Genomic DNA, 21,034 nt, shown 5'->3' on the forward strand with positions numbered 1-21,034 from the left:
CTCTCGTCACGGCATCACATCAGTTGAAGCAGTGCTCCGGGCCCGGGAAGGTCCCTTCGCTCACCTGCTTCACATAGAGCCGGATGGCGGCGCGCATGTCGCCGGTCTCGGCCAGGAAGTTCTTGGTGAACTTGGGCACATAGCCGGAGGTGATGCCGAAGGCATCGTGCATCACCAGGATCTGGCCGTCGGTGGCCGGGCCGGCACCTATGCCGATCACCGGAATGCGCAGCGCCTTGCTGATGCGCTCGGCCAGCGAAGTGGGCACGCACTCGAGCACCAGCAGCTGGATGCCGGCGGCCTGCAGCTCGAGGGCCTGACGGTAGATCTCCTGGGCCTGGAACTCGTCGCGCCCCTGCACCTTGAAGCCGCCAAACACGTGGACGGATTGCGGGGTGAGGCCGAGGTGGCCGCACACCGGCACGCCGTTGCGGGTCAGATGGCGGATGGAGTCGCACAGCCAGTCGCCCCCTTCCATCTTCACCATGCGGGCGCCGGCTGCCATCAGGCGGGCGGCGTTCTGATAGGTCTGCTCGGGGGTGGCATAGCTCATGAACGGCATATCGCTCACCACCAGGGCATTGGTCGTGCCGCGCACCACGCAACGGGTGTGATAGACCATCTCGTCCATATTGACCGCCAGGGTGTCCTGGCCACCCTGCAGCACCATGCCCAGCGAATCGCCGATGAGCAGCACGTGAGCGCCCTCGTCGTCGAACAGCTTGGCAAAGGTGGCATCATAGGCGGTGATGGCGGTGATTCGTTGGCCTTCCTGCTTCATCTTCAGCAGGTTGGTGGTGGTGATCTTGCTCATAGAGGCTCCTGTTCGTCTGCACTTGCGGCAATGATGGCAAGACCATTGCGCGGGCAGCGGGCAACCAGTTGTGCGAGCGGCGTGCCGCAGGGCAGCACCAGAGCGGGCGCGATTTCGGCCAGGGGCAGCAGCACGAACTCCCGCTCCTGCATGCCGTAATGGGGAACGATGAGGCGCTCAGTGTTGATCACTTGATCGCCAAACAGCAGCAGATCGAGATCCAGGGTTCTCGGCCCCCACCGCTCATCCTTGCGCACACGTCCTTGTTCCAGCTCGATTTTTTGCAGTTGATCCAGCAGCGCCAGCGGCGCCAGCCGGGTGTTGAGCCGGGCCACGGCATTGACGTAGTCCGGTTGATCAGCAGGCCCCATGGGGCGGCTGCTGTAAAGCGACGAGGCCTGCACCAGCACGGAATCCGGCAGGGTCGCCAGCGCGGCGATGGCGCGGCGAGCCTGGCCGACGGGGTCGGCCAGGTTGGAGCCGATGGCGACGAAGACCTCGGTCATCACGTCAGTTGTCACTCGGCCGCTTTCGGTTTGCGACGACGGGGGCGACGACGGTTGCGGCTGTTGCTGCTGCGTTTCTCGCCATCGTTGCTGCGGGCCGCACCGCTCTGACCGCGCTCACCGCTGGCCGGGCGGCGAGTCGCCTCCCGTTGCAGCTGCGGGCGCACGTCCGGGTTGGATTCCACGTAGCGTTCCCACCAGCTGGCCAGCTCGCCGAGGCCGCGCTCGACCCGGTTGCGCAGCAGCAGGAAGTCGAACGCCGCGCGGAACTTGGGGTGCTCCATGGCGCGCTCGGGGTGGCGGCCCTGACGGCGGGTCAGCCGCTGCTGCAGGGCCCAGATGTCGCGCACATCTGTGGTGAAACGGCGGGGGACGGCGATGATCCGCACCTGGTTGTCCAGCACCTCGTTGATCGCCAGCATGAAGGCGTCATACCAGGGCAGGCCGCTCTCGTTCTCCAGCACCCGGCCGCGGGCCTCAACGCAGCCCCACAGCAGGGTGGCGTAGAGGAAGGCGGGGGTGACGCGTTTGTCTTCACGAACGCGAGTGTCGGTATCGATCAGCGCCTGCTCGATGAACTGCTCGTAGGGCGAGTTGCCGTGCGGAGTGAACAGTGCGGCTACCTGCGGGAACAGCTGCTGGAACAGGCCGTACTCGCGCAGCAGCTTGTAGGTGGCCAGCGCATCGCCGGCCAGGAACAGCTTGAGGGTCTCCTCAAACAGGCGGGCCGCCGGAATATCCTGCAGCAGCGGCGCCAGCTCCTTGATGGGGGCGGCGGTGCGCGGGCTGATGGTCATGTCCAGCTTGGCGGCGAAGCGCACGGCGCGCAGCATCCGCACCGGATCTTCGCGATAGCGGGTCTCGGGGTCGCCGATGAGTTCCAGCTTGCGCTCGGCCAGGTCTTCCAGCCCACCCTCGAAATCGTGCAGGGTGAAATCCTTGGCGCTGTAGTAGAGGGCGTTGACGGTAAAGTCGCGGCGCTCGGCATCCTCTTCGATGGTGCCGTAGACGTTGTCGCGCAGCAGCATCCCTTCATCGGACTGGGCCGACACATGTTTGCTGGTATTGACCTGATGGTGGTGACCGCGGAAGGTGGCCACTTCGATCACGTCACGACCAAAGACGATGTGGGCCAGCCGGAAACGGCGGCCGATCAGGCGGCAGTTGCTGAACAGTGACTTGATCTGCTCCGGCGTCGCATCGGTGGCGATGTCGAAATCCTTGGGCGTCTTCCCGAGCAGCAGATCCCGTACCCCGCCGCCGACCAGGTAGGCTTCGTAGCCACCCTTGTTCAGGCGATAGAGCACCTTGAGTGCATTCTCGCTGATCTCTTTGCGCGAAATCGGGTGCTGGTCACGGCTTAAGGTACGACGTTGCCCGGCGACACGGGCCGGAATGGGGGACTCCACCGACTGCTCGCCGTCTTCCTTGCCGAGCACCTTGCGGCAAAAGTTTGCGATCTGGGAAAAAATGGTACACCTCGTTATGACTTCAAATTGACGGGAGGCCAAAAAAATAGCGGCCTATCATAGCTCACGCCTCACCAAATGAAAAACCGTGACGGCAATTGATCCCGTTTGAAACGGATTATCCCGGTAAAATCACGACCAACCTCGGGCGATTCACGTCCAATCAGACAAACATGGCCGGTTCGGCTCAGCCGTCAGCCAGCGGGATCTTCTCGCTGGCGGGCACCTTGGCCAGTTGCCAGTGGCTTATGCCCCAGTCGATGATCTCGTCCACCCGGCTCGCCAGCAGCTCGGGGGGCGGACATTGACCGAGGAAGTGCAGTGCCCGCCACAGGGCCGGGCGCACCTCGTCCTGCGCCAGCGCCGGCGCGTGATTCTGCTTGGAGAGCTTGTTGCCGTCGGCCTGCACCGCCAGCGGCAGGTGCACCCAGGCGGGCACTGGCGCCCCTAGGGTCTGGTAGAGGGCAATCTGGCGCACCGTCGGCTCCAGCAGGTCGGCGCCGCGCACTATCTCGGTGATGCCGCAGTCCATATCGTCCACCACCACCGCCAGGTTGTAGGCGTAGAGGCCATCGCGCCGGCGCACGATGAAATCCTCCTCGGCCAGCGCCGCCGGTACCGCGATATGACCCTGCAGGCTATCCTCGAAATCGTAGACCGGGTGATGCTGGCGCAGGCGGGCGGCGCACCCCTCTGCGCTCAGTCCGAGGGTGCGGCAGTGGCCGTTGTAAAAGCCGCCGCTCGCCATGATTTCGCGCCGGGTACAGCGGCACCAGTAGAGATCGCCGGCCCGGTAGAGCTGGTCGATGATCTCGTCGTAGCGGGCGTGACGCCGGCTCTGGTACATCACCTCGCCATCCCACCCGAGGCCATGGGCCTCAAGGGTCTTGAGGATAAGGTCGGCGGCTCCAGCCATCTCCCGCGGCGGATCGATATCTTCGATGCGCACCAGCCAGTGCCCCTGCTGTGCCCTGGCCTGCAAAAAGCTGCCGAGCGCCGCAATCAGGGAGCCGAAGTGGAGCGGACCCGAAGGGGAGGGGGCAAAGCGGCCTATATAAGGGAGGGGCGGGGATGACGGGGTGGCATTCACGGACATGGTCATTCGGATAAAAAAGGCATTGAGGCAGCATTCTGGGACGACCCGGCCAAAAGCTCAATAAAAAAGGGAGCCCGCGAGCTCCCTTTTTTGTGTCATGCCAGAGGTCGGTATCAACCGGCCATCTGTTTTTCCTTGATCTCGGCCAGTGTCTTGCAGTCAACGCAGAGGTCGGCGGTCGGACGGGCTTCCAGACGGCGGATGCCGATCTCGATGCCGCAGTGTTCGCAGTAACCGAAGTCGTCGTCTTCGAGCAGCAGCAAGGTCTTCTCGATCTTCTTGATCAGTTTGCGCTCGCGGTCGCGGGTACGCAGTTCCAGCGCGAACTCTTCTTCCTGCGCGGCGCGATCCACTGGATCCGGAAAGTTGGCAGCCTCATCCTTCATGTGGTCAACGGTGCGGTCAACTTCCTGCATCAGTTGGTTGCGCCAGGCTCCCAGGATCTTGCGAAAATGTGCCTTTTGTTGGTCATTCATGTACTCCTCACCCGGTTTTTCCTGGTAAGGCGCCACACCCGCAATGGCCAGGGGGCCCAGAGATTTCCTGTTTTCGCCTGTTGGCATGCCCTGTCTCCTAATTCAGCACGCTACCCGTGCCATCCATAAATTGAGGGCGACATCTATAGCAGAAGGGTAACTTGGAGGCAAACAAGCCGTACCAATAATGTTACCCACTCCAACATTTATTCGCTGCCCTCGGGTAGCAGGTGACAAGATTCAAACGGGATAAAATCTTGCGCCACCATGCTCTGCACCCCAACATGGGGTCGATAGCATAAAATTTCAACCCCTGCCGCAATTGCTTGCTCAATAAGCAGACTATAGTGCGGATCTATATGCGCTGCCGGGCGCATTCTCACGATTCCGGAGTGCAAAACCATAAATAACAGCACGGCTCTGTGCCCTGCCGCCTTCATGGCCATTAATTCACGCAAGTGCTTGGCGCCACGGGTGGTTACCGCATCGGGGAAGTAGCCCATGCCGGCTTGCTCCCGCTCGTCGAGCAGGGTCACCGATTTCACCTCGATATAACAGGCAGGCAGGTGGTCGTCCTCCAGCAGCAGATCGATGCGACTGTTCTCTTCGCCGTATTTCACCTCGGTGCGCAGCCGGGCATAGCCGCGCAACGGGGCGAGGGCATCCTGCTCGATCAGCTCCCGGGCCAGCTGGTTGGCGCGGGCCGTGTTGACGCAGATGAAGTGACCGGCCGGGCTCTCGGCGATCTCCCAGCTGTGGGGCAGCTTGCGCTTGGGGTTGCTTGATGTGGAGTACCAGACCCGGGTACCCGGCTCGGCGCAGCCGGTCATGGCGCCGGTATTGGCGCAGTGGATGGTGATCACCTCGCCGTTGTCGAGCCGCACGTCGGTCAGGAAGCGCTTGTAGCGGGCGACCAGCTGCCCGGATTGCAGGGGGGGATCGAAGATCATGGTATGGCTCTCTTAATCGATGAGTCTGGGCATGGCAGCCGGTCAGGATGCCATCTTCTCTCTGGCCCGCAGCGGCCAGCAGGCGAGGGGCTCGTAGCGCACCCCGTCCGGGGTCGAGAGGGATTGATAGAGGCAGAAGCGGTCGGCCTGCAGCACGAAAGCGGGGGCGGGCAGCAGCGCCGGCGGTTCGCTCGCCTTGCGCGACAGGGTGACGTGGGGGCGATAGCCCTGCTCGCCGTTGCCAAGCCCCAGCTTCTCGCCGTGGCGACGCAGCGCCCTGGCCAGCACGGTCAGCTCGTTGGGCCACTCTTTCGGGCCAATCCAGGCGGCCTTGGCGCGGCCGAACCAGCCTGTTTCATTGAGCGTTATGGTGAGCGGCGGACAGTGCTGGCGCTCGACGGCGGCCATCAGCTGCGTGGTGGTGATCTGATCCGCTTCACCGAGGAAGGCCAGCGTCAGGTGGAGGTTGGCGACGGGGACCGGCTGGCCCGGCCAGGGCAGTTGGTCGCGCCAGGCGACGATATCGGCGGCCAGCGCCTCGGCGGGCAGGGCAAAGAAGAGTTTGGCCATTCGGGTGAGGGTGCCTCTTTGATGCGGACGGGTGGCCCATTCTATGGCAGCCGTCCGCTCCTGTCTCGCCGGCCGACATCCACTCACGGTGGCCGGGCAGGCTGTGGCAGAATAGGCGCCGTTTTACGGCTTGCAACAAGAAGGTGCTGATCCCTTTGTCTTCTCTCCCCATAGTGTCGGTGCTGCCCGCACTCTTTGCCGCCATCGACAACCATGCCAGCGTGATCCTGCAGGCGCCCCCCGGCGCGGGCAAATCGACCCTGCTGCCGCTGGAGCTGGTGCGCCAGAACCGGCTGCCCGGTCGCATCATCATGCTGGAACCCAGACGCCTGGCGGCGCGCAACATAGCGGGCTTTCTGGCGCGCCAGATTGGGGAGAAGGTGGGCGAGCGCATTGGCCTGCGGGTACGTGGCGAGAGCCGCACCAGCAGCCAGACCCGGCTCGAGATCGTCACCGAGGGGGTGCTGACCCGGATGCTGCAGCAGGATCCCGAGCTCACCGGCGTCTCCCTGGTCATCTTCGATGAGTTCCACGAGCGCAGCCTGCACGCCGATACCGCGCTGGCCTTCGCCATCGAGAGCCAGCAGGGATTGCGGGATGACCTCAAGCTCTTGGTGATGTCCGCCACCCTGGACGGCATGGCGCTGGAGACCCTGCTGCCGGGGGCCCCGGTGGTGCGCTCCGAGGGGCGCGGTTTTCCCATCGACTACCACTACCGCCCCGCCAATCGCCAGCAGTGGCTGGAGCCCCAGATCGGCGCCGTGGTGCTGGAGGCGCTGGCCGCCCACGCCGGCAGCCTGCTGGTGTTCCTGCCGGGGCAGGGAGAGATCGAGCGGCTGGCGCAGTGGCTGGAAGGACGGTTGCCGGACGAGGTGACCCTCGCCCCCCTCTACGGCCGCCTCGACATGGCGGCCCAGCAGGCGGCCATCGAGCCGGCGCGTGCTGGGCGTCGTAAGCTGGTACTCACCACCAATGTGGCGGAGACCTCCCTCACCATCGAGGGGATCTCGGTGGTGGTCGACAGCGGGTTGGAGCGGCGCGCCTCCTTCGACCTCAAGAGCGGCGTCACCCGGCTGGAGACCCGCCCCATCGCCAAAGCCTCCGCCACCCAGCGGGCGGGTCGTGCCGGTCGTCTCGGCCCCGGCGTCTGCTACCGGCTCTGGAGCAGCGAGGTGCAGGAGCGCCTCGCCGAGCAGAGCCCGCCCGACATCCTCACCCAGGAGCTGACCGGCCTGCTGCTGGACGCCGCCCAGTGGGGGGCCAAGGTCGAAGATCTGCCGCTGCTGGACATGCCGCCGACCGCCGCCGTGGCCAGTGCCCAGCGGCTGCTGGTGAGCCTCGGCGCCATGAAGCCGGAGGGTGAGCAACAACTTACCCCGGCCGGCCGCGCCATGGCGGCTTTCGGTACCCATCCCCGGCTTGCCCGCATGCTGCTGCGCGCTCGCGCGCTGGAGGCCGAGGGTCTGACAGGGATTGTCGCCGATGCGGCTTTCCTGGTGGCGCTGCTGGAAGAAGATCTGCGAGGATCGGAGCGCCTCTCGGTACTATTCCACCGCCGTCAGGGAGCGCTGCGCCAGAGTGCGGCCCGCTGGTTCGAGCGGCTCGGCGCTCGCCCCACCAGTGCACAGGGGCAATGGCTGGGGCTGCTGTGTGCCCTCGCCTGGCCCGATCGCATCGGCAAGCTGCGCAGCGGCAGCCGTTATCAGCTCAGTGGCGGGGTGAGCTGCGATCTGGTAGAAGGTCACCCCTGTCAGGGGCAGGGGGCGCTCATTGCCATCGAGATGGGCCAGAACGAGCGTGGCAGTCGCATCTTCATCGCCGAGCCGGTGGAGCTGGATGAGCTGGTGCGCCAGCTGCCTGAGCTGGTCGGCGAGCGCCAGTGGTTCGACTGGGACGAGCGCGAGGAGCGGGTGCGGGCGGAGCGCCAGCAGGTGCTCGGCGAGCTGGTGCTGAGCCAGCGACCGCTGACGGAACTCTCTGATGAACAGAAGGGGCGCTGCCTGCTGCAGGGGATCCGGCGCAAGGGGCTGCATGTGCTGCCTTGGGATGACACCAGCGAGGGGCTGCTGGCCCGCTTGCGCTGCGCCGCCGACTGGCTGCCTGACGAAGGGTGGCCGGCCATGGACGAGGCGAGCCTGCTGGCCAATCTGGAGCAGTGGCTGCTGCCGGTGGTGAGCGGCATGACCCGGCTGGAGCAGTTGAAAAAGCTCGACCTTGCCGACATCCTGCGCCAGTCTCTGCCCTGGCCCCTGCCAAGACGGCTGGACGAGGCGCTGCCTGGCCACTTCACCGCGCCGACCGGCAGCCGGGTGCGGATCCGCTATCAGCCGGGTCAGGCACCGGTGATCCCGGTACGCATCCAGGAGATGTTCGGCCAGGCCACGACTCCGTGCGTGGCCGACGGCCGGGTGGCGCTGGTGGTGGAGCTGCTCTCCCCGGCCCAGCGGCCGCTGCAGATCACCGCCGATCTGGCCGCTTTCTGGGCCGGCTCCTACGAGCTGGTGAAAAAAGAGATGAAGGGACGCTACCCCCGCCACTACTGGCCGGACAACCCGCTGGAAGCGATGCCGACCAGAGTCACCAAGAAGAAGATGGGGTTGTAGATTGCTGCCGGGCATGGCGAAGCCCAGCGCCAGCAGACGCTCCTCACCCTGACTCGTTCCCAGAGAGAGGGAACCGATCGCGCTGGGTGTTTGCGCCCTTTTCCTCTGCCTTTTTCAACGAGATGGGAGAAGGGTTGGGGATGAGGGGGTATCCCTTGGTCTGGCGAAATGAAACTCAGGATCCCGGTTCGATTGGTCAGGCCCGATCGGACGTTCGCGAATGCGACAACATAAGTAGAAAGAGAAGCAAAGAGGATTTATGGCAACGCAACGACGCAAGCGCACTCCCAAGAAGGTGGCGCCCAAACGCACCATCTGGCGCACGCTGTTCTGGCTGGGCTTCAAGCTCTCCCTGGTGGGAGCGGCCTTCATGGTGGTGTTTGGCATCTACCTGGATACCAAGGTGCGTGAACGCTTCGACGGCGAGAAGTGGCAGTTGCCAGTGATGGTCTACAGCCGGCCGCTGGAGCTCTATCCCAGCCAGCGCCTCTCCCAGACCCAGATGCTGCGCGAGCTCAACATGCTGAGCTACAAGCAGGTGCGCCAGCCCCACTCCCCGGGCGAGTATGCGGTGAGCGGCAACAGCATCGAGCTTGTTCGCCGGCCGTTTGCCTTCCATGACGGGGCCGATGCCGCCCGCGGCCTGCGCCTCACCTTCAACGGCGCGCGGTTGGAGGGGATCCAGTCGCTGGAGAACCAGCGTCAGCTCGGTTACGCCCAGATGGACCCGGTGCTGCTCGATCGCCTCAACACCGAGGATCGGGAGGATCGCCTGCTGGTGCGCCTCGCCGAGGTGCCGGACAGCCTGCTGATCACATTGCTCACCACCGAGGATCGGGACTTCTACCAGCACGGCGGCGTCTCGCCGGTGGCCATCATGCGCGCCATGGCGGCCAACCTGCTGGCGGGGCGCACCGTGCAGGGCGGCAGTACCCTGACCCAGCAGCTGGCCAAGAACTTCTTCCTGACCCGGGAACGCAGCCTGTGGCGCAAGGCGCAGGAAGCCTACATGGCGGTGCTCATCGACTATCGCTACAGCAAGGACGAGATCCTGGAAGCCTACCTCAACGAGGTCTATCTGGGGCAGAACTTCTCCCAGGGGGTCTATGGCTTCGGGCTCGCCTCCTACTTCTACTTCGGCATTCCGGTCAACGAGCTGGACATCGATCAGGTGGCCCTGCTGGTGGGCATGGTGAAGGGCCCCTCCTATTACGATCCCTGGCGCTTCCCGGAGCGGGCCAAGGCGCGCCGTGATCTGGTGCTCAAGCTGCTGATGGATCACGGCAGCCTGCAGCCGGCCGAGTATGAACTGGCCAGCAAGCAGCCGCTCGGCATCATTACCCGCGGCCAGATGAGTTATGGCCGTACCCCGGCCTTCATGGGGCTGCTCAAGCGGGAGATCCAGAGCCGCTTCGGCCCGGATCTGCTCAAACAGTCCGGCCTCAAGATCTTCACCAGTCTGGATCCCATCGCCCAGCACGCCGCCGAGCAGGCGGTGGAGTCGGGTCTGGCCACCATCGAGAAGCAACGTGGCAAGAAGAAGCTGGAGGCGGCCATGGTGGTCTCCGACTGGCACAAGGGCGAGGTGGTGGCCATGGTGGGGGGCCGGGATCCGCGCTACGCCGGCTTCAACCGGGCGCTGGATGCCCGCCGCCAGATAGGCTCGCTGGTCAAGCCCGCGGTCTACCTGACCGGTCTCTCCAACGGCCTGACTCTGGGCACGCCGCTTAAAGATCAGCCGATCCGCATTCGCGGCAAGGATGGCCAGATCTGGACCCCGCAAAACTACGACCGCAAGTTCCGCCAGAGCGTGCCGCTGATGGATGCGCTGGCCAGCTCCCTCAACGTGCCGACCGTCAACTTGGGGCTGCAGGTGGGGCTGGACAAGGTGGTGGACACCCTGCACAAGTTGGGGGTGGAGCAGGAGATCCAGCCCTATCCGTCCCTGGTGCTGGGGGCGGTGGCCCTCTCGCCGATGGAGGTGAACCAGATGTACCTGCCCATCGCCAACCAGGGGCTGACCCAGCCGCTGTCGGCGATCCGGGCCGTGGTCAACAGCGACGGCAGCAAGCTCTATCAGCATGATGAGGCGGCCAAGCGGGTGACCGACGAGCAGGCCAGCTGGCTGACCCTGTTCGCCATGACCAAGACGGTAAGCCAGGGCACGGCGCGGGCGCTTGGTGCCAAGTTCCCTGGCGCCACCATGGCGGCCAAGACGGGCACTACCAACGAGCTGCGCGACTCCTGGTTTACCGGGCTCGACAACAACGAGCTGGTCAGCATCTGGGTCGGTCGCGACGACAACACCCCGGCCGGCCTGACAGGCGCCAGCGGTGCCCTGCAGCTGTTCAGCGGCTACATGAGCCAGCGCGGGGTCAACAGCCTGGCCATGAACATGCCGCAGGGGGTGAGCTGGGCCAGCTTCTCCCGCGCCAGCGGTGCCCGGGTTGCCAGCGACTGCCCTGGCAGTCTGCAGGTGCCGGCCAAGCTGGCCGGGTTGGCCGAGCCCATGAGCTGTGCCACTCCGGTGTCCAGCCCGGTCAATGCGCTGGACAACTGGTTCAACGGTTTCTTCAACTGACCGCGGCGGGCAGCCCAGGCTGCCCGCCTGCCAGGAGTGCTCATGTCACATCCTCTGTTCGATGCCATCCACCACGTGGCCATCATCGCCAGCGACTATGCGCGCTCGCGCCACTTCTACCACCAGGTGCTGGGGCTGCCCATCATCGCCGAGACCCTGCGGGCCGAGCGCCAGTCGTGGAAGCTGGATCTGGCGCTGCCGGACGGCAGCCAGCTGGAGCTGTTCAGCTTCCCGGCGCCGCCCCTGCGCCCCTCCCGGCCGGAGGCGTGCGGCTTGCGCCACCTGGCCTTTCGGGTCTCGGATCTCGACCGGGTCATCGCCCATCTACAGGGCCATGGCGTCGAGGTGGAGCCGGTGCGGGTGGACGAGTTGACCGGCCGCCGCTTTACCTTCTTCGCCGACCCCGACGGCCTGCCGCTTGAGCTTTACGAAGCCTGGTGACGAGACGCTCGCCGTCATGAAGCCATGCCCAAAAACAAGCAGCCGCCCGGTGTGCCGGGCGGCTGCTTTTCATGGATGCAATCTCGGGATCAGGCGGTGGTGAGCAGGGTGACCGCGACGGCCATCACCAGCATGCCGACCCAGCCGATGGGCTTGAGCCGCTCGCCAAACAGCAGCAGGCCGCCGAGGGCGGTGCCCAGGATGCCGATGGCACCCCAGGTGGCGTAGGCCACGGCCAGATCGATCTTGCCGGTGCTGACCGCTTCCGACAGCAGGGTGAAGGCACACAGCACCAGCAGGATGCCGAGGAATCCCCACCCCTTGTGACGAAAACCGACCGAACGGTTGATCGCCATGTTGGCGCCGATATCCAGCAAGGCCGCGCCCAGCACTATCATCAGCGGGTGCATACGGCCTCCTCGTTGGCACGGGGTGTGCGAGCGGCCGGTTCATCGTGGCGCTCGCCCATCGTCACCAGAACAATCCCCACTATGGCCAGCGCCAGTCCGATCAACTCCTGAGCATTCAGCTGGTAGTCGAGGAACAGCACGGAGACGACGGTGATCAGCGCGATCCCCAGCCCCTCCCAGAGCGCGAAGGCAATGCCAATGGAGATTGTTTTGGCGGCTTTGGCCAACAACAGGTAGGAGAAGGAGATAAGCAGCCACATGGGCAGGTAGTTGAGCCAGCCGGCTTCGTTCTCCGGGATCATGGCCATGCTGGAGGTGCCGGCGACCTCGGTCAGGATGGCGCCCGTCAGGAAGATGCGGGCCAGGAGCATGCGATTGAATAACATAAAATGTCCTTTTGTTGCTGCGACGGGGCCATGATAGCCGCCACCCGGCGGGAGGCTGGAATCGCTGAGCGTCGGCAATTCAGACGCTGACGGTTTGCCTTGGCAGAAGCGGGCGAGGTAAGGTGAATATCGGATACCCAGCTCTCGACCCGGATCATGAAGCTCTACCAGATACAACTCTTTGTGGAATCAGCCAGTAGCGGCTCTATTGCCAACACGGCGCGACGGCTTGGCAAGAGTCGCAGCGCGGTCAGTACGGCGATAGCGGCACTGGAGGTGGAGCTTGGCGTCGAACTTTTTGAACGAGGGGCCAACCAGAGTCGGTTGACCGAGATTGGCGAGCAGGTGCTGGACGACTGCAAGCGGCTGCTGCAGGCGGCCAACAGTCTCAAGCTCAAGTGCGAACATTACGCCTCCGGCGCCGAGGTGGCGCTGCGGGTGGCGCGGGATGACGCCATTCCCGAGGCGGTGTGGCGGGAGATGCTGGGCCAGCTGCGTCACCGGTTTCCCGGCACCAGCATCTCGCTGGTGCTGGCCTCGCCGCCCGAGCTGCCCGCCCTGGTGGAGGAGGGGTTTGTCGACGCCGCTTTCGGCCTCATCACCGAGGAGCAGGAGCGCAGCGGCCTCAACATCGAGGTGCTCAACCCGATCCGCACCCTGATGGTGGTGGCGCCGAGTCATCCGCTGGCCAGCCTGAAGCGGGTACTGCAGCAGGATCTGACCGGCCACACCCAGGTCACCCTCTCCTACGTGGATGAATTCTCGGTCAAGAGCCTGCTGCCCATCGGCGGCCACCACATCGGGCTGTCGAGTTTCGAGCTGATGCGCGATGCGGTGCTCGACGGCCTCGGCTGGGCCGTGCTGCCGTCGCCGCTGATCCAGAGTCAGCTGCGCCAAGGCTCCCTGCTCACGCTCAAGCACAAGTTCAGCCTGCAGTGGCGGGACTACGGCGTCTATCTGTCGGAAAATGCCTATCACGGCAGGGTGCTGGCCTGGCTGCGCAAGGCGATCCAGGCCTATCTCGAACCGTTCGAGTGAGTCATCTGTTCATGGATGGTGGCAGGCGGATCGCGCGGGGCTTGTGATCCATCGCGGCCTGATGGTACATACTGTCTGTACCCTCATGCAGCGCCTGGAGGCGTGAACGATATGAGCAGTGCCCAAGACAAGGACGAGATCTGGCTGGATGACGACATCATCGAGCTGGATGACGATGAGGCCGTGGTGACCAGGATGGCCAACCCCTGGCAGGTGCTGATCGTCGATGACGAACCGGACATTCATCATGCCACCCGGCTGGCACTCTCCAACATTCAGTACAAATCCCGCCCGCTAGCCCTGCTCAACGCCTACAGCGGTGCCGAGGCTGCCCGCATGCTGCAAGCCAACCCGCGCATCGCCCTGATCCTGCTCGACGTGGTAATGGAGACCGAGGACGCCGGCCTGCGGCTGGTGCACCAGATCCGCAACGAGATGAAGAACGGCCTGGTCCGCATCGTGCTGCGCACTGGCCAGCCCGGGCAGGCCCCCGAGCAGCGGGTGATCCTCGATTACGACATCAACGACTACAAGACCAAGACCGAGCTGACGGTGCAGAAGCTCTACACCACCGTCATCGCCTCCTTGCGCTCCTACGAGACCCTTTGTGCCATCGACAAGAGCCGGCAGGGGCTCGGCAAGATACTGGAGGGGGCGGGGGATCTCTATCACCTGCATTCGCTGCGGGAATTTGCCTCCGGGGTGCTCAAGCAGATCAGCGCCATTCTCGATGTGGGCACCGAGGGGGCCATCTGCGCCGAGCGCCGGCCCGGCTCGCAGGAGCTGGAGATCCTGGCCGCTACCGGTGACTATGAATCCCTGCTGAGCGACGTGCCGCTCACTGCCTTCCCGGCCCTGCACGACTCTGTGATGAGTGCGCTGGCCAATCGCTGCAACCGCTTCGAGCATCCCCAGGATGCGCTCTACATCGCCGCCCAGAACGGGCGCGAGTTCGTGCTCAACTTCACCCCCACTCAGCCGCTCGACCCGCTCGAGTGCGATCTGCTGGACGTGTTTTGCCAGCGGATCTCTGCAGCGTATGACAACCTCTATCTCTACAACCAGCTGCTGCGTGCCCAGGAGGCAACCGTGGTGGCGCTGGCGGCGCTGGCGGAGTTTCGCGATTCGGATACCGGCGATCACGTGCTGCGGGTGCAGAAGCTTTCCGATGCCATCGTGGCCGAGCTGCAACAGGCGGGGGCCTATCCCGACGAACTGACCCCCGGCTTCGTCGACATGATCGGCATGGCCAGCATACTGCACGACGTGGGCAAGGTGGGCACGCCGGACCATATCCTGCACAAGCCGGGGCGGTTCGAGCCGGATGAGCGGGCCATCATGGAGCAGCATGCGGACATCGGTGCCAGCATATTGCACAAGGCGGGGGAGATGGTGGAGGGGACCAGTTATCTGTCGCTGGGGGCCGAGATCGCCCGTGGCCACCATGAGCACTTCGATGGCAAGGGTTACCCGGAGCAGCTGGCCGGCGAGCAGATCCCGCTGTCGGCCCGCATCGTGGCGGTGGTCGACGTGTTTGACGCCCTGCTCAGCAAGCGCCCCTACAAGGAGCCCTGGTCGCTGGCCCAGACCATGGAGTACATCATGTCGCGCTCAGGCAGTCAGTTCGATCCCGAGGTGGTGAAGGCGCTCAACCGGCTGGTCAGCGAATCGCGCTTGCCCTACGAGCTGTAGGGGAGAGCAAGAGACGACAAGGGGGCCGCGGGCCCCCTTGTTGTTGGCGGGTACTGGCTGAGGGATCAGCGCTGGCCGTAGCGTACCCTGGACTGGCGCTGGCGAAACGGCAGCAGCAGGAGGCCGAGCAGCAGATCGCCGACAAGGGCCGAGAGCAACCCCGCCGCCATGCCGCAGACGATGGCGGCCTGCTTGAGCGGTACCACGTAGCTGTAGTTTTGCAGGGTATCTTGCCAGAGCTGGGGCTCGGCACGCAGCAGCAGGTGGGTGAGCTGCCGGTACCAGGGGGCGTTCTTGTAGACGCTCTCCTGCTGCAGGGTCTGACGCTGGCTGACCAGCAGTTGCAGGCTGGCTGCATCCTTGGCGAAGACCGGATCCGGGTTGGTGCGGTAGTGGTTGACCAGGGCCGTCAGATCGCCGTTGAAGTGCTGATCCGCCGTCTCCTGAAAGGGGGCAAGGCTGAGGCTGGCCTGTTGCAGCCGGGCATCCAGCCGCTGGTAGTAGAGGTCGATCAGACCCGGGATCTGCACGCCGGCCAGCAGGCCAAGGGCAAACAGCATCATCCTGAGGTAGCTGCGCATATTGCTGTTCATCTCGCGAAAGGGAAGAGCTCCATACTAGCCGCAAGGTCGGGGACGGCCAAGCCCGCCATCTGGATCGGAACATTCCAGGGAGGGCTTAAACGGAACCTGTTCTGCCGCGCTGTTTTCCCCATGAACTTTGCTTCCTCCCTCATTTGTGTGATTCACGTCACGCTTCTTATGTTCTAAAATACGGCCCCATTTTTCGGGGAGGAGAGTCCTTATGCGCAAATTTATACCCTGTTATCTGTTGGGTGGTCTCATCGCCGTCAGCTGGGCCGCTCTGCCTGAGCACGGCCCCTGGGATCAGTGGGATCTCGTCGTCTTCCATCTGGTCAATGGCTGGCTGGGTCAGGCCCAATGGTGGGCCGATCTGGTGGCGGTGACCAACAACCGGTTGTTCGATCTGGCGGTGCTCTCCTGCATGGGGCTTATCCTCTCCCGCTGCTTCTGGCGTGCTGACGAGCAGGGGCGTCGCCGGTTGGTGGCCATGGGGTGTGTCATGTTGCTGGGGGCCCTGGTGATCAACCAGTTTGGTCATCTGCTGCCGGTCAGCCGGCCCAGCCCGACCCTGATGGTGGCGGATGCACTGCGGGTCACCCAGCTCAGCGGGATCCCGACCAAGGATTCGTCCAGCGACAGCTTCCCCGGCGATCACGCCCTGTTCCTGATGATCTTCGCCGGTTTTGCCCTGCGCTATCTGCCACGCTGGGCCGGGGTGACGGCGCTGCTGATGGTGCCGCTGTTCTCGGCGCCCCGCATCCTCTCCGGTGCCCACTGGCTGACGGATGTCTATGTCGGCGCCCTCTCCTTGACCCTGCTCTGTCTGCCTCTGTTGCTGTCGACCGGTCTGTCGGATGCGCTGATCGGCTGGATCGCCCAGCGGCTGCCACGCCTGCCGGGCTGGCAGTGGCTGGCGGGCAAAACACCGGCGAGTCAGCAATAAAAAAAGAAGGTCGGTGCATACCGGCCTTCTTTTTGGCTACTTCCAGCCGGTGACTGTGGTCGTCGCGAAATGACCATGACTACCACCGGCGGCCCCAGGCCTGCTGGCCCTCATAGAGAAGTATTAGCAGATTCGTTCGGGCGTGCCTAACAAGAGTTTCTCCAAGGAATCGTTTGCAAGGGATGAATGCTTGATCAGGGCCAAGATTTTTTATTTTTGCTGCCTTAGAATCGCCGCCCGTTGCTGGAGAACTCTGTATGTTAATTAATCTTTTGCGCCTGATATTCATCATCTGTGCGCTGGCGTTCATCTTCATGCTGGTACGGGCCTGGTGGCACAAGCGGCAACAGGGTGCGCTGGAGTCGACCCCCTTCTGGCCGGTGGCGGCCATCGGTTTTGTCGCCAATTTTCTCGATACCCTGGGGGTTGGCAGCTTCGCGGTGAAGACCGCCTGCTACAAGCAGTTCAAGCTGATCGACGATCGGCTGCTGCCGGGCACCCTCAACGGCCAGTGCGTGTTGCCGACGGTCACCCAGTCGCTGATCTTCATCGGTGCCGTGCAGGTGGATCCGCTCACCCTCATCGGCATGATGGTGGCCGCCGCTGCCGGCGCGGCCTGGGGGGCGCGCCACGTCGCCTCGTTCGATCGCCAGACCATCCGGCTGGTGATGGCGGTCTCCCTGCTGGTGGTGGCCGGCCTCATCTTCGCCGGCCTGCTGGGGCTGTTCCCCCTCGGTGGCGATGCCATGGGGCTGACCGGTTACAAGCTCGGGATAGCGCTCGCCGGCAACTTCCTCTTCGGTGTGCTGATGAACGTGGGCATAGGCCTGTTCGCCCCCTGCATGACCCTGGTCTATCTGCTCGGCATGAATCCGCTGGCGGCGTTTCCCATCATGATGGGCTCCACCGCCGTGCTCAGCGTCTTCTCGGCGGGTACCTTCATCCGCAAGGGGGCCTTCGACGCCAAGGCGGTGCTGGCGGTGGCCATCTTCGGTCCGGTCGGCGTGGTGCTGGCGGCCATGCTGGTCAAATCCATGGACATGGCGATGCTCAAATGGCTGGTGGCCTTCATCGTCATCTATACCTCCTGGACCATGTACGCCTCCTGGCGGGCGGCGCGACGGGCGCCACAACCCCGGCTGGCAGGCGTCACTGGTTAGCCAGTGCGGTGCGTGCCGGTGCTGGCCGCGGAGTATTGAAGTGGTTGCAGGCCTTTGGCGTTATCTATACCTCCTGGACCATGCCCGCTTCTTGGCTGGGGGCGCGGGGGGCACCACAACCCCCGCTGGCAGAGGTCGCAGGTTGGCCTGCACCAGCGCCGCTTCGGCCCTGGCCCCCAGAAACACATAGAGCCCGAGGGCCAGCAGCAGCCCCACGGCGCACCCCATCACACCCACCGCCGGCCAGAGCAGTTCGCTCTGGCCTAATGATCCCTTGAACAGCAACAGCAATCCCTCGATGGAGACTGCGATCAGGATGGCGGCGATGAAGCGGGTAATGGTGCGGCGAATGGCGCTGTGGCGAAAGATGTCCTTATGCAGCAGCACCTCCTCTTCCAGAATGGTCTTGCCCAGATCGAACACCGCCAACGCCAGGGTCAGGAAGATGATGGCGCTGAAGGCCCCCAGCCGGTTCTGCTGCGCCCCGCACAGCAGCAGATAGAGCTGCTCCAGCCCGTGCCAGATGAGCGTCGCGACGATCAGAAACAGCGCCAGACTCAACACCACATAGACCCCCTTGAACCAGGGCATGGCCCGGCGTCGCTCTCTGTCCCCCATCAGCCAGGCGATGAGCTGGTTCAGGCAGAGGGTCAGTTCACGGCCTTGGCCTCTCACGATTAGATGCAAACGGGCTTGCGGCGCTGGCACTGGTGGCAGGATCCCGAGCGGTTCCCGGCTGGGAGCCTGGTTCAGGATGAAGGGATAACTGCTGAGTGAATCGGGCGATGCCGTCAGCAGCCCCAGCAGCAGGGGGGCCAGTTCGGCTTCGTACTCCTGATAGCGTCGCAGCACATCGATGGGGCTCATTTCCGCCATACCTACCTCGCTCACAAAGGGTGGGTCTTGCTGACGGCTGCAAATTGTGGGCCTGCTTTATGACAACGACTGTGGTGGGGGTTGCACCGTTTGGTGACAAATCACGGTTGCCGACGGGCAGATTGCACCGGCAGCGGGCATGGCGAGGGGAGGATGAAAAAGGGCCCGTGAAGGGCCCTTGTGCGACAGATGGCGACGGCTTAGCCGGCCAGCTTGGCGAAGCTGCGCTCGGCGGCGGCCAGGGTGTGTTCGATCTCCTTGTCGCCGTGGGCCAGCGACAGGAAACCCGCCTCGTAGGCGCTCGGCGCCAGATAGACGCCCTCTTCCAGCATCAGGTGATAGAAGCGCTTGAAGCGCTCCATGTCGCAGCGGGTCACCTGCTCATAGCGGGTGATCTCGGTCTCGTCGGTAAAGAAGAAGCCGAACATGCCGCCCACGTAGTTGATGGCGAGCGGGATACCGTGTTTGGCGGCGGCGGCTTTGAACCCTTCGGCAACCCGGGCGGTCTTGTCGCTCAGCTGTTCATAGAGGCCCGGCTCCAGCAGCAGATCCAGCATGGTGAGGCCGGCGGCCATGGCCACCGGGTTGCCGGAGAGAGTGCCGGCCTGATAGACCGGGCCGGTCGGGGCGATGTGCTGCATCACCTTCTTCTTGCCGCCGAAGGCGCCGACCGGCATGCCGGCACCGATGATCTTGCCGAGGGTAGTGAGATCCGGATCGATGTTGTAGTGGCCCTGGGCGCCGCGCAGGGAGACGCGAAAACCTGTCATCACCTCGTCCAGGATCAGCAGGGCGCCGAACTCGTCACAGATGGTGCGCAGCCCTTCCAGGAAACCGGGCACCGGCGGGATGCAGTTCATGTTGCCGGCCACCGGCTCGACGATGATGCATGCGATCTCGTTGCCGTACTGGCTGAAGGCCTCGCGTACCGAGTCCAGATCGTTGAACACGCAGGTGAGGGTGTGCTTGGCAAAGTCGGCCGGCACGCCCGGGCTGTTGGGTTGACCCAGGGTCAGCGCGCCGGAGCCGGCCTTGACCAGCAGGGAGTCGGCGTGGCCGTGGTAGCAGCCTTCGAATTTGACGATCTTGTCGCGGCCGGTGTAGCCGCGGGCCAGCCGGATGGCGCTCATGGTCGCCTCGGTGCCGGAGTTGACCATCCGCACCTGCTCCATGGAGGGGACGATCTGGCGTACCTTTTCGGCCATCAGCACTTCGATCTCGGTGGGGGCGCCGTAGCTCAGCCCTTTCTCGACGGCCTTGATGACGGCAGCCTTGATGGCCGGGTGGTTGTGACCCAGCAGCATGGGGCCCCAGGAGCCGATGTAATCCACGTAGGCCTGGCCGTCCACGTCATAGAGGTAGGCGCCATCGGCGTGATCGATGAAGCGGGGTGTGCCGCCGACCCCATTGAAGGCGCGGACCGGTGAGTTGACGCCGCCCGGAATGGTCTGGCGGGCCTGTTCAAACAGCTGATCTGATTTTGACATGGATCATCCTTAATGGGATTTTGGTCGTCACACAGGGGCAGGTGGCCGATTGCGGCTCGGCAGTCGGGGGGAGCTGGAGTATGCTTGCGCTCTTGACTCCCTGGCCAAGGACTGCCCCGTGTTAAATGAAACGGGCCGACTATAGCAGAAAGGCCCGATGCTGGGCAGCCGGGCAGCAGGCTGGATGTCGTTACCTCCGTCAGCAAACGAATGTGGTTTTTTTCATGTCGCAACAAGCTTTCTCCTCTGCCGAACCGCTCTCGCCTCCCCGTGGCCCCGTCCTGCGGCGGATCATTCATCAAGACAAGATGCCTCTGCTGGTGCTGCTGTTGGCGGCACTGGTCGGTACCCTGGCCGGGCTGGTCTGTGGACTGTTCGAGTCCGGCGTCCACTGGCTGGCGCAGCAGCGCATTGATCTGCTGGCCGATCGCCCCTGGTGGCAGCTCGGTCTGCTCGGCTTCGGTTTCAGCGCCCTGCTGGGGATGATCGGCTATTTCCTGACCCACACTTTTGCGCCGGAGGCGGGTGGCTCCGGCATTCCCGAGATCGAGGGCGCCATGGACGAGCTGCGGCCGGTGCGCTGGTGGCGGGTGTTGCCGGTCAAGTTTTTCGGTGGCATCTGTACCCTGAGTTCCGGCATGGTGCTGGGGCGGGAGGGGCCCTCGGTGCAGATCGGCGGCAACCTCGGCAAGATGGTGGCGGATATCTTCCGGCTGCCCAAGGAGCACGGCCATGCCCTGCTGGCGGCCGGTGCGGCCGGCGGTCTGGCCGCCGCCTTCAATGCGCCGTTGGCGGGGATCCTGTTCGTGATGGAGGAGATGCGACCGCAGTTTCGCTACTCTTTTCTGGCCATCAAGGCGGTGGGCATCTCCGCCATCATGGCGACCCTGATGCTGCAGAACATGAAGGGGCAGGGGGCCGTGATCAGCTTGCCTCACTACGACGCCCCGGC

At 64.3% G+C, this 21,034-nt stretch carries 20 protein-coding genes (1 of these 20 cut by a window edge); 8 read left to right on the forward strand and 12 right to left on the reverse strand.

Going from position 1 to position 21,034, the window contains the following annotated elements; all coding sequences use genetic code 11:
• Positions 1-19 precede the first annotated feature (19 nt).
• From panB to thpR, 7 genes are all read right to left on the reverse strand, one after another.
• Positions 20-814, reverse strand: coding sequence for a 3-methyl-2-oxobutanoate hydroxymethyltransferase (gene panB, locus I6L38_RS00855; protein WP_005304470.1), 795 nt, complete (start codon positions 812-814; stop codon positions 20-22).
• The gene (folK, locus tag I6L38_RS00860; RefSeq protein ID WP_042051344.1) at positions 811-1,320 is read right to left on the reverse strand and encodes a 2-amino-4-hydroxy-6-hydroxymethyldihydropteridine diphosphokinase; all 510 of its coding nucleotides are present in this window, start codon (positions 1,318-1,320) and stop codon (positions 811-813) included. The genes panB and folK overlap by 4 nt, the downstream gene beginning before the upstream one ends.
• Before the next feature lie 11 nt (positions 1,321-1,331).
• A complete protein-coding gene (pcnB, locus tag I6L38_RS00865; protein ID WP_005304465.1) occupies positions 1,332-2,831 on the reverse strand; it encodes a polynucleotide adenylyltransferase PcnB in 1,500 nt (499 codons plus the stop codon).
• Between the two features lie 145 nt (positions 2,832-2,976).
• Positions 2,977-3,885, reverse strand: a complete 909-nt coding sequence (gluQRS, locus tag I6L38_RS00870) for a tRNA glutamyl-Q(34) synthetase GluQRS (protein WP_216989015.1) — start codon at positions 3,883-3,885, stop codon at positions 2,977-2,979.
• A gap of 113 nt (positions 3,886-3,998) precedes the next feature.
• Positions 3,999-4,448, reverse strand: coding sequence for an RNA polymerase-binding protein DksA (gene dksA / locus I6L38_RS00875; protein ID WP_005304459.1), 450 nt, complete (start codon positions 4,446-4,448; stop codon positions 3,999-4,001).
• A 119-nt stretch (positions 4,449-4,567) separates the two neighbouring features.
• Positions 4,568-5,311, reverse strand: a complete 744-nt coding sequence (gene sfsA, locus I6L38_RS00880; protein ID WP_017780529.1) for a DNA/RNA nuclease SfsA — start codon at positions 5,309-5,311, stop codon at positions 4,568-4,570.
• A 42-nt stretch (positions 5,312-5,353) separates the two neighbouring features.
• A complete protein-coding gene (thpR, locus tag I6L38_RS00885; RefSeq protein WP_043171254.1) occupies positions 5,354-5,881 on the reverse strand; it encodes an RNA 2',3'-cyclic phosphodiesterase in 528 nt (175 codons plus the stop codon).
• 155 nt (positions 5,882-6,036) lie between these two features.
• Between thpR and hrpB the strand changes: the two genes are divergently transcribed.
• The 3 genes from hrpB (at position 6,037) to I6L38_RS00900 (ending at position 11,506) form a co-directional block, all read left to right on the forward strand.
• Positions 6,037-8,484, forward strand: a complete 2,448-nt coding sequence (hrpB, locus tag I6L38_RS00890) for an ATP-dependent helicase HrpB (protein ID WP_216989016.1) — start codon at positions 6,037-6,039, stop codon at positions 8,482-8,484.
• A 259-nt stretch (positions 8,485-8,743) separates the two neighbouring features.
• Positions 8,744-11,065, forward strand: coding sequence for a penicillin-binding protein 1B (gene mrcB / locus I6L38_RS00895; protein ID WP_216989017.1), 2,322 nt, complete (start codon positions 8,744-8,746; stop codon positions 11,063-11,065).
• A 42-nt stretch (positions 11,066-11,107) separates the two neighbouring features.
• Positions 11,108-11,506, forward strand: a complete 399-nt coding sequence (locus I6L38_RS00900) for a VOC family protein (protein WP_216989018.1) — start codon at positions 11,108-11,110, stop codon at positions 11,504-11,506.
• An 89-nt stretch (positions 11,507-11,595) separates the two neighbouring features.
• On the opposite strand, the gene I6L38_RS00905 is transcribed toward I6L38_RS00900, so the two are convergent.
• Positions 11,596-11,916, reverse strand: coding sequence for an SMR family transporter (locus I6L38_RS00905; RefSeq protein WP_005304440.1), 321 nt, complete (start codon positions 11,914-11,916; stop codon positions 11,596-11,598).
• Positions 11,904-12,302 carry an SMR family transporter gene (locus I6L38_RS00910; RefSeq protein ID WP_005304437.1) on the reverse strand — a complete coding sequence of 133 codons (399 nt, stop codon included), beginning with the start codon at positions 12,300-12,302 and terminating at the stop codon, positions 11,904-11,906. Before I6L38_RS00910 ends, I6L38_RS00905 begins: the two co-directional genes overlap by 13 nt.
• A 156-nt stretch (positions 12,303-12,458) precedes the next feature.
• Here I6L38_RS00910 and I6L38_RS00915 point away from each other — a divergent pair, with 156 nt between their 5' ends.
• Positions 12,459-13,340, forward strand: coding sequence for a LysR family transcriptional regulator (locus I6L38_RS00915; RefSeq protein ID WP_005304434.1), 882 nt, complete (start codon positions 12,459-12,461; stop codon positions 13,338-13,340).
• A 111-nt stretch (positions 13,341-13,451) separates the two neighbouring features.
• The gene (locus tag I6L38_RS00920; RefSeq protein ID WP_010636269.1) at positions 13,452-15,032 is read left to right on the forward strand and encodes a response regulator; all 1,581 of its coding nucleotides are present in this window, start codon (positions 13,452-13,454) and stop codon (positions 15,030-15,032) included.
• Between the two features lie 65 nt (positions 15,033-15,097).
• Here the strand turns inward: I6L38_RS00920 and I6L38_RS00925 are convergent, their stop codons facing one another.
• Positions 15,098-15,625 (reverse strand): DUF2937 family protein, encoded by a 528-nt coding sequence (locus I6L38_RS00925; RefSeq protein ID WP_216989019.1) that lies wholly within the window; start codon positions 15,623-15,625, stop codon positions 15,098-15,100.
• 211 nt (positions 15,626-15,836) lie between these two features.
• On the opposite strand from I6L38_RS00925, the gene I6L38_RS00930 reads away from it, so the two are divergent.
• Both I6L38_RS00930 and I6L38_RS00935 read left to right on the forward strand, forming a co-directional pair.
• Positions 15,837-16,559 carry a phosphatase PAP2 family protein gene (locus I6L38_RS00930; RefSeq protein ID WP_065017875.1) on the forward strand — a complete coding sequence of 241 codons (723 nt, stop codon included), beginning with the start codon at positions 15,837-15,839 and terminating at the stop codon, positions 16,557-16,559.
• A 257-nt stretch (positions 16,560-16,816) separates the two neighbouring features.
• Positions 16,817-17,719, forward strand: coding sequence for a sulfite exporter TauE/SafE family protein (locus I6L38_RS00935; RefSeq protein ID WP_017766317.1), 903 nt, complete (start codon positions 16,817-16,819; stop codon positions 17,717-17,719).
• 60 nt (positions 17,720-17,779) lie between these two features.
• Here I6L38_RS00935 and I6L38_RS00940 read toward each other — a convergent pair whose 3' ends face one another.
• Together I6L38_RS00940 and hemL are read right to left on the reverse strand one after the other, a co-directional pair.
• Positions 17,780-18,595 carry a hypothetical protein gene (locus I6L38_RS00940; protein ID WP_201882852.1) on the reverse strand — a complete coding sequence of 272 codons (816 nt, stop codon included), beginning with the start codon at positions 18,593-18,595 and terminating at the stop codon, positions 17,780-17,782.
• A 200-nt stretch (positions 18,596-18,795) separates the two neighbouring features.
• The gene (hemL, locus tag I6L38_RS00945; RefSeq protein WP_201882850.1) at positions 18,796-20,082 is read right to left on the reverse strand and encodes a glutamate-1-semialdehyde 2,1-aminomutase; all 1,287 of its coding nucleotides are present in this window, start codon (positions 20,080-20,082) and stop codon (positions 18,796-18,798) included.
• A gap of 224 nt (positions 20,083-20,306) precedes the next feature.
• Between hemL and clcA the strand changes: the two genes are divergently transcribed.
• Positions 20,307-21,034: the 5' portion of a H(+)/Cl(-) exchange transporter ClcA gene (gene clcA, locus I6L38_RS00950; protein WP_201882848.1), read on the forward strand. 667 nt of this gene lie beyond the right edge of the window; the window shows 728 of its 1,395 coding nt (coding positions 1-728); the start codon lies at positions 20,307-20,309; its stop codon lies off the right edge, out of view.

Source organism: Aeromonas sp. FDAARGOS 1408 (genome assembly GCF_019048665.1).
GTDB lineage: Bacteria > Pseudomonadota > Gammaproteobacteria > Enterobacterales > Aeromonadaceae > Aeromonas > Aeromonas dhakensis.

What these genes read in the sequence shown, in the direction of transcription:
- panB (WP_005304470.1), bottom strand. Translation starts at nt 814, where the DNA reads ATGAGCAAGATCACCACCACCAACCTGCTGAAGATGAAGCAGGAAGGC.
- folK (WP_042051344.1), bottom strand. Translation starts at nt 1,320, where the DNA reads ATGACCGAGGTCTTCGTCGCCATCGGCTCCAACCTGGCCGACCCCGTC.
- gluQRS (WP_216989015.1), bottom strand. Translation starts at nt 3,885, where the DNA reads ATGTCCGTGAATGCCACCCCGTCATCCCCGCCCCTCCCTTATATAGGC.
- dksA (WP_005304459.1), bottom strand. Translation starts at nt 4,448, where the DNA reads ATGCCAACAGGCGAAAACAGGAAATCTCTGGGCCCCCTGGCCATTGCG.
- sfsA (WP_017780529.1), bottom strand. Translation starts at nt 5,311, where the DNA reads ATGATCTTCGATCCCCCCCTGCAATCCGGGCAGCTGGTCGCCCGCTAC.
- thpR (WP_043171254.1), bottom strand. Translation starts at nt 5,881, where the DNA reads ATGGCCAAACTCTTCTTTGCCCTGCCCGCCGAGGCGCTGGCCGCCGAT.
- mrcB (WP_216989017.1), top strand. Translation starts at nt 8,744, where the DNA reads ATGGCAACGCAACGACGCAAGCGCACTCCCAAGAAGGTGGCGCCCAAA.
- I6L38_RS00900 (WP_216989018.1), top strand. Translation starts at nt 11,108, where the DNA reads ATGTCACATCCTCTGTTCGATGCCATCCACCACGTGGCCATCATCGCC.
- I6L38_RS00905 (WP_005304440.1), bottom strand. Translation starts at nt 11,916, where the DNA reads ATGCACCCGCTGATGATAGTGCTGGGCGCGGCCTTGCTGGATATCGGC.
- I6L38_RS00910 (WP_005304437.1), bottom strand. Translation starts at nt 12,302, where the DNA reads ATGTTATTCAATCGCATGCTCCTGGCCCGCATCTTCCTGACGGGCGCC.
- I6L38_RS00915 (WP_005304434.1), top strand. Translation starts at nt 12,459, where the DNA reads ATGAAGCTCTACCAGATACAACTCTTTGTGGAATCAGCCAGTAGCGGC.
- I6L38_RS00920 (WP_010636269.1), top strand. Translation starts at nt 13,452, where the DNA reads ATGAGCAGTGCCCAAGACAAGGACGAGATCTGGCTGGATGACGACATC.
- I6L38_RS00925 (WP_216989019.1), bottom strand. Translation starts at nt 15,625, where the DNA reads ATGAACAGCAATATGCGCAGCTACCTCAGGATGATGCTGTTTGCCCTT.
- I6L38_RS00930 (WP_065017875.1), top strand. Translation starts at nt 15,837, where the DNA reads ATGCGCAAATTTATACCCTGTTATCTGTTGGGTGGTCTCATCGCCGTC.
- I6L38_RS00935 (WP_017766317.1), top strand. Translation starts at nt 16,817, where the DNA reads ATGTTAATTAATCTTTTGCGCCTGATATTCATCATCTGTGCGCTGGCG.
- I6L38_RS00940 (WP_201882852.1), bottom strand. Translation starts at nt 18,595, where the DNA reads ATGGCGGAAATGAGCCCCATCGATGTGCTGCGACGCTATCAGGAGTAC.
- hemL (WP_201882850.1), bottom strand. Translation starts at nt 20,082, where the DNA reads ATGTCAAAATCAGATCAGCTGTTTGAACAGGCCCGCCAGACCATTCCG.